Source organism: Salipiger sp. 1_MG-2023, assembly GCF_030547555.1.
Taxonomy (GTDB): Bacteria; Pseudomonadota; Alphaproteobacteria; order Rhodobacterales; family Rhodobacteraceae; genus Salipiger.
This window is the reverse complement of sequence record NZ_JAUOQN010000087.1, coordinates 1-10869: the sequence shown is the minus strand read 5'-3', so window position 1 is coordinate 10869 and position 10869 is coordinate 1. Positions and strand designations below refer to the sequence as shown.

The window sequence follows — 10869 nt, the reverse complement described above, 5'->3', positions numbered from 1 at the left end:
TGGTTCTCGCAACCCGACCCTACCGGGAAACCCGATGGCCACCGTAAGCTACACCACGTCTGGGGACGTCACCCGGCGTTCTCGCCGACCCACACTCGGAAAGGCGGCAAGCTCTACCGCTACTATGTCAGCCAGACGGTACTGAAGCATGGCGCCGGATCGTGTTCAGTCGGTCGTGTGCCAGCAGGTGAAATAGAAGTCGCCGTCGTCGACCAGCTGCGTACTGTGTTCCGCCAACCCGAGATCGTGGCCGGGACATGGAAGGCGGCACGCGCCAATGCCGACGACATTACCGAAGCCGACGCCCGCGCCGCCTTGCACCAGTTCGACCCGCTGTGGGACGAACTCTTCCCCGCCGAGCAGGCGCGCATCGTGTCGCTACTGATCGAGCGCGTCGACATTGGCACGGACGGGCTCAATGTCCGGCTGCGCGCCGACGGCCTCCGTGGCCTTGCGCGCGAGATGCTTGCAGGCGGTATTGAGGCGACGGCATGACCAGCAAGACGCCGATCCCGGACATCGTGACGCTGCACGTGCCTTTCCGTGTCGTGAAGCGCGGCGGGCGGAAGGAGATGCAGTTGCCCGACGGCGCCGAGCAGCCGCGGCGAACGGATAACACGCTGGTTAAGGCGCTGTCTCGCGCGTTCCGGTGGAAGCGGATGCTGGAGACGAGCGAGTTCGCCACCATTGCCGAACTGGCGGAGTGCGAGAGGATCGCACCGTCCTACATGACCCGCGTCTTGCGCCTGACGCTGCTTGCGCCAGACATCGTGGAGGCAATCCTGGACGGGACACATGGGCCTGAGATGACGTTGGCGCGGTTCCTCGAGCCATTCCCCGTCGTCTGGTCGGACCAGCACGCTTCCTTTGATCTTTCAAAAAACTCAATCAAGAAGAGTTGGTGTTTTAAGTCCGGATGATCTCGGGTACATATTTCAAACTACTGACATCAGGAGATGTACATGACCACCGCCAGCCTGACCGCTGCTCGGCAAGCAAAGCAAGACGAATTCTACACTTCGTTCCGAGACATTGCGCTTGAGCTTGAGCATTACAAAGACCACTTTAAAAATAAAGTGGTTTACTGCAATTGTGACGACCCGCGGGCTAGCAATTTTTTTCGTTACTTCGCCGACAATTTTGAAAGGTTGTCTATTAAAAAGGTTATTGCTACTTGTTACGGCGGTGGAAATGTCGATCAATTTGGGCGTGGCAGATCCGATCAAGCCGTTTATCTAGAGTACACAGGCGGCGGCCTGGACAAGAGTGCTCCAGCTTCAAGTCCAGTCGCTGTAAAGACGCTGGCTGGTGACGGCGATTTTCGCAGTGACGAATGCATTAAGTTGCTTCTTGAGGCTGATATTGTGGTTACCAATCCACCTTTCTCGCTCTTTCGCGAATACGTAGCGCAGTTGGTTGAGTATAAGAAACAGTTCCTAATCATCGGGAACATGAACGCGGTGACCTACAAAGAGATATTCTCGCTCTTCCAGCACAACCAGATGTGGTACGGCCCAAGCATTCGCAGCGGCGACCGCGAGTTCCGAGTTCCTGATGACTATCCCCTTACTGCTGCGAGCACGAGAGTCGATAGCGAAGGCAATAGATATGTTCGAGTAAAAGGTGTCCGCTGGTTTACCAACCTTGACTACTTGTCGCGACACGAAGAACTCGATCTTAAAATGACATATAGCCCAGAGGCCTACCCAAAATATGCCAACTTCGACGCAATTAATGTAAACAAGACAATGCATATACCGGCCGACTATTCTGGATTAATGGGAGTTCCAATCTCGTTCCTTGACAAGCACAATCCCGATCAATTTGAAATACTAGGATCTAGCAAGACACTTGGTCAGCCTATCTCGAAGATTGCAGAAAAAGGGACTTATCAGCAGGGCGGTCCGCGCTTCTATCTGCCTAACGGGGACGGCACCTACCGTCGCATGTATGATCGCATCGTAATCCGAAATAGAAAATTGGCATAACAAGAAACGTCAGAGAGCAACTTAACAGACATGTCGTACAGATACTTGGGTAACAAGACTCGCTTGGTCGATTGGATTGTAGGTAAGATTTCGCATGTTCTCCCCGAGGGTTCTTCCGTAGCTGATCCAATGTGTGGCACGGCATCGGTCTCATTGGCGCTAGCTCGCGCTGGCTATTCGGTTACGGCTGCTGACGCATTGACCTTTCCGGTCGTACACGCACGAACGCGTCTCTTAGCCAAGGAGCCGCCTAGCTTTAAGGCTCTCGGCGGTTACGAAAAAGCTCTTGAGTGGATGCGTTCCGCAGCACCGATGGAGGGCTACTTTTTCCGTGAGTTCGGCGAAACTGGCAAGCCTGCGAACGGACGTCCACCGAGGCTCTATTTTTCGGCTAGCAACGCAGCACATATTGACGGTATTCGCGTAGGTATCCGCGAACTATGCGAAGGGGCAGCCATTACCGAGGTCGAGCACAGCATTTTACTCCATCATCTTATCTTGGCAATCAATAAGGTAGCCAATATCAGCGGCACTTTTGGCTATTTTCGACGTGATATCTCGGGGCCCGCACTCAAACCGCTCACCTTCGAACCAGTCACTTTTGAGCGGACCAAGGGTCATCACACGGTTTTGCAGGGAAATGTAGAGCACCTAGCGTCAAAGCTAGACACTGATGCTGTATACTTAGACCCCCCTTACACCAAAAGGCAGTACGCAGGGAACTACCATATCCTGGAGACGATTGCTTGTGGGGATGAGCCTGTCGCCGCTGGCGACGGTGGCCTGCGGCCATGGAGAGATCAGGCATCCAGCTTTTGCTACCGACGAAGCGCAGGCAGAGCATTTCGAGAAACTCTTGAGCAACTTCGGGTTCCACACGTATTCATTTCTTATAGCGAAGACGGACAAGTCCAAGCATCGGAGCTCTTGTCCATCTTATGTGACTTCGGCAGTGTCACAGTGCACGAACAACCCCATACTCGATATCGCAGCAACGGTGGTGGAAAAAAGGGGCCGGTGGTCGAGCGACTATATCATCTAGAGGTTTCTTGAAACTATGAAAAAATTAGAAATAGACCGTATTTGGTGGCGAAATGTCCAGCTGGGTGAGTTTTATAACATTGAGCGGCACCATCAAATTGAGGGCGGAGGTGGTTCACTGTACATTGAGGTGCCTAGCTCGATCGTTCCACAAACACTAGACTTTCTTGATGTAAGAGATGTGGACGTAGACGAACTTCCAGTTATTCGAATCGAAGCCGGCGTAATTGGTCAGCCCGGTGTGTTCGGTCCAATTGAGTTTCAAAAAAAGAAGGGCAGTAGGATGCGCATTGCCAGACAAAATAGGCAAGCTCCAAGCTCTGAAAGACATCCGGCATGGACTGAAAAACGTGGGTTTCCCGTTGCCCCCGATAACATACGAGACAAAGAAGATGCTCGCCCACATTTCCCCCATGGCGGCCTGCGCATCTATATTGCCAAAACCGTTGATGGTGACTACTTCGCCGGATTTACGAAAGGACCACGTCCGCCTTTCATGAAACCTGGTGATCCTATGTGGGACCTCTTCCCAGAAGGAAATAGGCCTGTTGGCGGCGTAATCGATGCAGGTTAAATAATAATGTCTGAGAAAATCAACGATATTCTTTCTTCATGGAAGTCGGGTCGAAACGCACTTTTGTATGGGCCGCCCGCAACGGGAAAAACTCGCCTAATTAGCGAGCTATTCGAAGCTCTTCGCAGCCGACCTAAGAGTGATCGAGGTATCCTTCTAGATGTCACTGATGCCCAAAAACCGTTTAGTAGGCCCGAGTTAGACATTACAATTCCGCTTCCTGCCAAGGTAGTCTGGACTACTTTTCACCAATCATATGGATATGAAGATTTTGTTCTTGGACTTAGGCCAGACATTACGGCTTCTGGCACTTCTTTGAAGCCGTGGTCGGGCGTTTTTCTAGACGCCGCGCTCGAGCTGGCAGATTCTAATTCGGAATATCGTTCAGTTGTAATTTTTATCGACGAAATAAATCGCGGTAACGCCGCACGTATCTTTGGCGAGTTCATGACTTTCTTGGACTTCGATTACCGTGAGGGTGGCAGCGTTCCACTACCCGTGCCACTCCGACAGCTAGCTTATGAGAAGGGGCTGAGCGAAGAAATCCGCCGACCCAGCAGCAAAACGGCTAAGATTCCTGACGGTTTCACCTTCCCAAGACATATCTATATTGTTGCTACAATGAACAGCGTTGATCGAGCTGCCGTCCCTATAGATAGTGCCCTTGCGCGACGGTTTGACCGTATTGAAATGCGGCCGAACCTAAACGTTCTTGTTAGTCACTGGGGCCTAGACGCGGCTTCAATAACAGCGCCAAACACAGACAATTGGGAGACCCTCACGCCGTTTCACACTGCGTATTTGCTTCTTGATCGCCTCAACGTAGCGATCGCCTCAGACCTCGGGCCCGAGTTTGAGTTGGGGCATGGATTGCTGACACCGATTCGGACTTCGAAGTTTGACGACACGGGCACTGAAATACCCATAGAGGAAAAATTCGCTTGGCGAAGCCTCGCGAAGGCTTGGGATGACGTTCTGTTTCCGCAACTCGAAGACCGCTATTCTGGCCGTCCCGATCAACTATTGGAACTCTTGCATGTAGAATCCCCTCCACCGACTGGTGATTATGCTTGGGCCCTACGCACCACGACAGGTGGCACGGTGACGGCCCGCACGCTCGCTCCGGTTCGGATGAGCGAGCTAGACATTGATGTGATCAAAAGGTCTTTCAGGTGGCTTACGATGTAATCGCCCCGCCACGGATTGTTCTTCACGAGTACGGCGCGTCCATACCTTACAAGACAGAGGCTATAGATCTGCATGCTCTCGCTAGCGCGAACAAGCGTTGGCGCCGAAAGTTGGGGCTATCTGGCGATCCAATCCGGATCGAGGACCTTGGTAGCGGCTTCGTGGGGTTGCGTGCCGAAGCCGTTACCGGCGTTTTGCGCATTGGCAATGTCGATATAGAAATTGCACCCAAGTTCCTGAGTGTAAACGACGAAAGTTGGCAAACGGTACTCTGGAGGATCCTCACAGTAGTTGAGGGCGGTCATGTGGACGACAGCCTGACGACGGCACAGGAACTTGCATCGCAATCTATGCCTGACCTACTGGCAGAAATGTTCCTCAGGTCCTATACCACGGGTTCTGCTCGCGGGCTTCCACGCGGCTATAACAGTGAACAGATGAGTGGCGTCGTGCTCCGTGGCAGCGTCGATGTCTCACGCCTTGGAGACTGGGTCGCACGCCCTTGGGAGCTTCCCTATATCGCAGACTACCTTACCGATGACACGCTTTTGGCACGGCTACTACGGTGGTCAGCTGAATGTTTGGCCGGTATTGTGAAAGCGCCTGGACGAGCGCGGGCTCTTCGTGAGATCTCGGCCAATTTGGCACACGTAGGTAGGAATCCACCTCACCTACTAGACGCACAGCGAATTTGCCTCGACGTGCAACACCAAGCACTGGAACCCGCAAAAATCGTCGGGCTTCTGTTACTTGAGGGGGCTGGTGTTCATCACGCAGCCGGCAATCAAGCACTCTCCGGATTTCTGTGGAACGCTGATGTGATATACGAGAACTACGTATACCGGTTGTGCCAAAGGGCGGCCAGTCGCGCTGGTAAGCGCGTCGACAAGAGCAAGCTGAATTTTGGCGTGGTCATTTCTGGCACTGGCCCCAAGTTAGTCACTGAGCCGGACGTAGTATTTCGAGACAAAACGGGCACTCCGGTCGCCATCACTGACTCTAAATACAAGCGCCTTACCGCTCGACCTAAATCATCTGATACTTATCAAGTTCTCACAGCAGCACACGTACTCGGCTGCCAACGCATCTCTCTTTCATATCCGGTCGATCAAGATCAGCAGCCGACAAGCTGGCGAATTTCATCATTGCTAGGAGGAAATGATATCGAACTCACCGCGTTACCGCTTAATCTCATGTCCCTCGCACGACCTGGTGGGCCCAGAGAGCTGATAGACAAAATTAACTCTTGGCTGGACCGTCCTATCTTTTCGTAAGCGCTGTCATAATTCTTCAACCTTGTGCCGACGGGGCGCAGATTGCGTTCGGCGGAACTGTTGTCGACGGCCGCGCAATCGGTGAATAGATACAATTCGAAGATCACGAACGTCCGCATCAGGCACCCGCCATGCATACACCAGCAGAGGCATTCATATTGGCGGCTTAGCCCGAGCAAATTTCGCTGGGTTGATACAAATGATCGCACTGGCGATCGCACAGATTCTGGCCCATTTCAGCGAAAGCCACTGGCGTCGAAGCATTCTGCCTGGACATCGGAAAAGCTAAGCAAATCCGGATGTTTGCAAGCTATTCACCAAATCTGCGTAGTCATGAGGTCTAGAGAAAACCGGCCCTGAGAGACCGCTTCCGGCCCACCTGGTGCCCGAGCCAGTGTTCAGCCCCTCCCTCATAACCCTCGAAAACAACGGAAAAATCCGGCCGTGGCCGGATAGGGAGAACACTTTCGCGGGGGCAAGTGGCGGAGACGAAGCCCGCCGAAGTTAGGTTCCAATGTTTCGCACCCCGTCGCGATTCGTCTTTTCAACTCATTGTTTTAGGGTGAAAAGTTTGGGATGCGATGTCGCTTTCTGTTGCAATTTTTCGCGTAAAATCGCAGATTTTTTAGGTGGGTAGATCGGAGTCGGGTTTTTGCCGCGTGTTGCCAAGGAACTGTCTGCGCTCGAAGTGAAGCGCCTTGAGCATCCCGGATGCGGGCACAATGTCAACATTGCGGTTGGCGGTGTGTCGGGCCTTGTGATGCAGATAACGCCGCGCGGTGGCCGGACATGGGTGCTGCGCACGACCATCGGCGGCAAGCGGCGTGAGATTGGCCTTGGCGGTTTCCCGGACATCCCACTTGCAACCGCCCGCGACCGGGCGCGCGAACTCAAGGACAAGATCTGGCGCGGCATCGACCCGGTAGAGGAACGCAAGGCCGCAAGATCCGCGTTGGTGGCGGCGGCGGGCCGGGGGATGCTCTTCAAGGACGCGACCGACCATTACCTTGCCGCCAAGCTGGACGCCTTCAAGAACGCCAAGCACCGCCAGCAATGGGCCAACACGCTCAAGACCTATGCCATGCCGGTGCTGGGCGACATGCTGGTGGATGACATCACCGTGCAGGACGTGCTGCGGGTGCTCGAACCGATCTGGCAGACCAAGACCGAAACCGCATCTCGGTTGCGCGGGCGCATCGAATCCGTGCTGTCATGGGCGACCGTGGCCGGGCACCGGACGGGCGATAATCCGGCGCGATGGGCGGGCAACCTCAAAGAGCTTCTGCCCGCTGCGGCGAAGGTGGCGAAACAGGACAATCAACCGGCGGTGCAGATCGACGACGCGCCGCGCTGGCTGGCGGCGGTGCGCGCTCGCAGCGGCACCGGGGCGCGGGCGCTGGAATTTGCCGCCCTGACCGCGACCCGCTCACAAGAAATACGCGGCGCGCTGTGGGATGAAATCGACCTCGACTCGGCGCTGTGGATCATCCCCGCCGCGCGCATGAAGATGGACCGCGAACACCGGGTGCCGCTGTCGCCCGCTGCGGTGGCGCTGCTGAACGCCCTGCCGCGTCTTGAGGGCACGGCGCTGGTGTTTCCCGCACCGCGCGGGGGCGAGATGTCGGACATGACCCTAAGCGCCACCATGCGGCGCATCCACGCGGCGGATGTCGCGGCAGCCGGGCCGGGCTTTGTGGATCGTGTGAGCAAGCGCCCGGCGGTGCCGCATGGGCTGCGCAGCACCTTCCGCGACTGGGTGGCCGAGCACACGCATTTCCCCGGCGACATGGCCGAGGTTGCCTTGGCGCATAAAGTCGGGAACGCTGTCGAGGCGTCTTATCGGCGCGGCGACATGGTAGAGAAACGCCGCGCGATGATGGCGGCATGGGCAGAGCACCTGACCGGGAAGAAGATCGGCAGGGGCAAAGTTGTGAGGTTGGGGTGATGTGGTGCCCGCCGGGATACACGTCTTTACATGATGTTGTTGAATTTGCCGTTGAAGCTGAAGACATATTTATTGCTCGATACAAGCTAATTTCCCATTTCCTAAATGGAAGTCTTGCAGATTTGGAATCGAGCGAGGGGTTTTCTGAGGAGATAGAGCAACTTGAAAGGATGGTTCTTTCAGACAGTGAAATTCGTTTAGTTGTTTCTGGTGCGAGGATGTTTTCGGCGTGGCTTCTCGCAGCAACGTTACGAAAATTTCGCCCTCTTGTTTGCTCTCCTGTAGGAATTACTCTGCGGCCCAGTAGGCAAGTTTTTGAGCATTATAGCGGCTTAGATCGAATTCTCTGGTCTGAGGCAGGTGAATCTTTGAAGATGCGCCAGAAGTTGGCGAGAAACGCTTTCGAGGAGTTTTCCAGTTCCGAACCATACAGGGATTTTCTGTATCTAGATGTTAGCACGGGTATCATTCGGCGCACAGAATCTTCCATAGATGAAATCGGTGAGCCAAACCTTCTAAACGACCTTATCGAAAATTTTGAAGGTTGGTCAGTGTGCTTTGAGACTGAGGGTTTGCCAACTGATGTCGTTGGCTTGATTGATTCGGTAGATCCAGAGCTGGTGAAATACTGGAAAGGAGCTGAAACGTTTCAAGGCGGAAAAAGCGGCATCCACCAGTTCATCTACAAATGCTTGATCGAATCCTATCCGGACGGAAAAACGGAAAGTTGGGGCGCTGTTGAAAATGCTGTTGGCTATTCGCGACGCAGCATCAACAGAGCGCTAGACGCTCTTGGAAAGCAGGAATGGCGAACATCTGGTGGGCAGCAGTAGCGGGCGCAGGCTGGGCAATTTGCATCACATTGCGCGCCCAGCACTTGCCCAGCTGCCCAGCTTTTCTTGGGTAATATCGGGAAGCAACATGCCTCCAAACGTAGCCCGTTGGAGTCTATCGCAATGCCGACCACCTACCTTTCCGACCTTCAAATTGCCGCCCGCTATGGTGTTCATCGGTCAACGCCGTGGCGTTGGCTCAAGACCGATGACATCTTTCCCGCGCCGGTAAGCCTGTCGCCCGGCTGCACCCGCTGGAAGCTCGACGACCTCGAAGCATGGGAAGCCGCAAAGCGCGGCACCGCCGCATAGGCAAACCGCCACCCGTCTGGATCACGGGCGGCGGTGCAAACTTTTAGGCTGGCTGTATTCCTGAAAGATAGCGCGGACCGCCCTTGCCAGCAAGGCAAGGAGCAATTTCATGCCGTTAAAAAAATGGGCCAAAGCGCCCTATATCATCACGCTGCCCACTGGCGAACAGCGCACCGTCTATATCGGCGGGCGCGAGCGTTGGGCTATCGAAGAACTGCGCAAGGCAGGCCCGAAGGGGCGCACCGGGCGCGAAGCCTTGGGGCCGCGTTGGGCGGCCTATATCTGGAAGGCCAAGCACCTTCACGGCATCCCGATTGCCGATGCTTGGGAGCCGCACGAAGGCGAGCACCCCGGCAGGCACAAACGCTGGTTTCTGGATTGCGACATCCGCCCCGCCACCCCGGCGCAGGAGGTGCAGGCATGACCCGGCTGCAAATCCTGTACCTGATGCGCAGCCACGGGCTGACCGAAGCACAGGCCAACGCCATTGCAGCCCTTGTCTGGGGAGGTTTGTCATAATGGATGCCAAAGAAATTACCCTTGCCCTGCGTGGCCGTTGGTATCGGTCCTATGGGCTGGCGTTCTGCCCGGCGCATGGCAACACGCGAACGCCCGCGCTCAGCCTTGGCAACGGCACCGATGGGCGCTTGCTTGCCCGGTGCCACGCCGGGTGCGAATTTCGCGACATCGTGGATGCGCTCAGGGGCTTGGGCATCGTGGACGGCGGCGGGGGATATTCCCCGCCAGACCCCGACACGCTGGCAAAGCGCGAGGCCGAGGCGCGGGCCGATGCCGACCGGCGCGAACGGCAGGCGTTGGCGATTTGGCGCGAGGGCTTGCCGATCAGCGGCACCCTTGCGGAACGCTACCTGCGGGGGCGCGGGCTGACCTGCCCGCTGCCCGACACGCTGCGCTTTCACCCGTCCTGCTGGCATTCCAGCGCGAAACGCTTTCCGGCGATGCTGGCGCGGGTGGATGGGGCCGCGCGCTTTGCCCTGCACCGAACGTATCTTTGCCCAGACGGCACCGGCAAGGCCGCTGTCGCGCCTAGCAAGGCGATGCTGGGGGCCGTCAAAGGCGGCGCGGTGCGCCTGTCAGATGCCGAGGGGCCGCTGGTGCTGGCCGAGGGCATCGAAACCGGGCTGGCGCTGCTGTCGGGGCTGCTGCAACTGCCGGTGCGCCTGTGGGCTTGCCTGTCGGCATCCGGGATGCAGCGCGTGACCCTACCGCCAGATCCCGGACGCCTGACCATCGCCACCGACAGCGATGATTCCGGGGTGGGCAAGGCCGCAGGCGATGCGCTGGCGCTACGGGCGTCTTCGTTGGGCTGGACCGTCAGCCTTTTGCCCGCGCCGAAGGGGCGCGACTGGGCCGACATCCTTGCATTGAAAGGGGGCGCAAAATGATGGTGCCAGACCCCCTGCCCTTCAATCCGGCAGATCATTGGCCGGACCCTGACATGCGCTTTGCCGCCCCGCAAAGACCGCCCGCGCCGGTGATGTCGCCCGATGACTTCGCGCACGTCTTTGGGCCTTGGGCGGGCTGGCTGACCACCGCCGCCGAGGTGAAAGGCGCGCCGGTGGATTACGTTGCGCTTGCCCTGCTGACCACCGCAAGCGCGGCAATCGGCAATTCCCGCGGTAGTGCCCCGAGAGGTGGTGTAAGAGCGCCGACCTTCGGAGAGGTCCAAGGCTGATCAGGTCGCCACGGCGGA

General features: G+C 56.5%; 13 protein-coding genes. All 13 read left to right on the top strand.

What is annotated here, in order from left to right; translation table 11 throughout:
• Nucleotides 1-495: zinc ribbon domain-containing protein (locus tag Q4543_RS22660; RefSeq protein ID WP_303442097.1), on the top strand; the 495-nt coding region annotated here is incomplete at its 5' end.
• Nucleotides 492-920: a hypothetical protein gene (locus tag Q4543_RS22655; protein ID WP_303442096.1), complete on the top strand. Its 429-nt coding sequence runs from the start codon at nucleotides 492-494 to the stop codon at nucleotides 918-920. The genes Q4543_RS22660 and Q4543_RS22655, both read left to right, overlap by 4 nt.
• 42 nt (nucleotides 921-962) lie before the next feature.
• Nucleotides 963-1988 (top strand): adenine-specific methyltransferase EcoRI family protein, encoded by a 1026-nt coding sequence (locus Q4543_RS22650; RefSeq protein WP_303442094.1) that lies wholly within the window; start codon nucleotides 963-965, stop codon nucleotides 1986-1988.
• Nucleotides 1989-2018: 30 nt separating this feature from the next.
• Nucleotides 2019-3041, top strand: a complete 1023-nt coding sequence (locus Q4543_RS22645) for a DNA adenine methylase (RefSeq protein ID WP_303442091.1) — start codon at nucleotides 2019-2021, stop codon at nucleotides 3039-3041.
• A 4-nt stretch (nucleotides 3042-3045) separates the two neighbouring features.
• Nucleotides 3046-3603 (top strand): hypothetical protein, encoded by a 558-nt coding sequence (locus Q4543_RS22640; RefSeq protein WP_303442089.1) that lies wholly within the window; start codon nucleotides 3046-3048, stop codon nucleotides 3601-3603.
• A gap of 6 nt (nucleotides 3604-3609) precedes the next feature.
• A complete protein-coding gene (locus Q4543_RS22635) occupies nucleotides 3610-4791 on the top strand; it encodes an AAA family ATPase (protein ID WP_303442087.1) in 1182 nt (393 codons plus the stop codon).
• Entirely contained in the window at nucleotides 4776-6065 is a 1290-nt protein-coding gene (locus tag Q4543_RS22630) for a hypothetical protein (protein WP_303442085.1), read from the top strand. The genes Q4543_RS22635 and Q4543_RS22630 overlap by 16 nt, the downstream gene beginning before the upstream one ends.
• Nucleotides 6066-6717: 652 nt before the next feature.
• A complete protein-coding gene (locus tag Q4543_RS22625; protein ID WP_303442084.1) occupies nucleotides 6718-8010 on the top strand; it encodes a site-specific integrase in 1293 nt (430 codons plus the stop codon).
• The gene (locus Q4543_RS22620; protein WP_303442082.1) at nucleotides 7950-8843 is read left to right on the top strand and encodes a hypothetical protein; all 894 of its coding nucleotides are present in this window, start codon (nucleotides 7950-7952) and stop codon (nucleotides 8841-8843) included. The genes Q4543_RS22625 and Q4543_RS22620 overlap by 61 nt, the downstream gene beginning before the upstream one ends.
• A gap of 123 nt (nucleotides 8844-8966) precedes the next feature.
• Nucleotides 8967-9155 (top strand): AlpA family transcriptional regulator, encoded by a 189-nt coding sequence (locus Q4543_RS22615; RefSeq protein ID WP_303442080.1) that lies wholly within the window; start codon nucleotides 8967-8969, stop codon nucleotides 9153-9155.
• Between the two features lie 109 nt (nucleotides 9156-9264).
• Nucleotides 9265-9579 carry a hypothetical protein gene (locus Q4543_RS22610; RefSeq protein WP_303442078.1) on the top strand — a complete coding sequence of 105 codons (315 nt, stop codon included), beginning with the start codon at nucleotides 9265-9267 and terminating at the stop codon, nucleotides 9577-9579.
• Between the two features lie 94 nt (nucleotides 9580-9673).
• Entirely contained in the window at nucleotides 9674-10561 is an 888-nt protein-coding gene (locus Q4543_RS22605; RefSeq protein WP_303442076.1) for a toprim domain-containing protein, read from the top strand.
• Nucleotides 10558-10851 (top strand): hypothetical protein, encoded by a 294-nt coding sequence (locus tag Q4543_RS22600; RefSeq protein ID WP_303442074.1) that lies wholly within the window; start codon nucleotides 10558-10560, stop codon nucleotides 10849-10851. The genes Q4543_RS22605 and Q4543_RS22600 overlap by 4 nt, the downstream gene beginning before the upstream one ends.
• Nucleotides 10852-10869 lie beyond the last annotated feature (18 nt).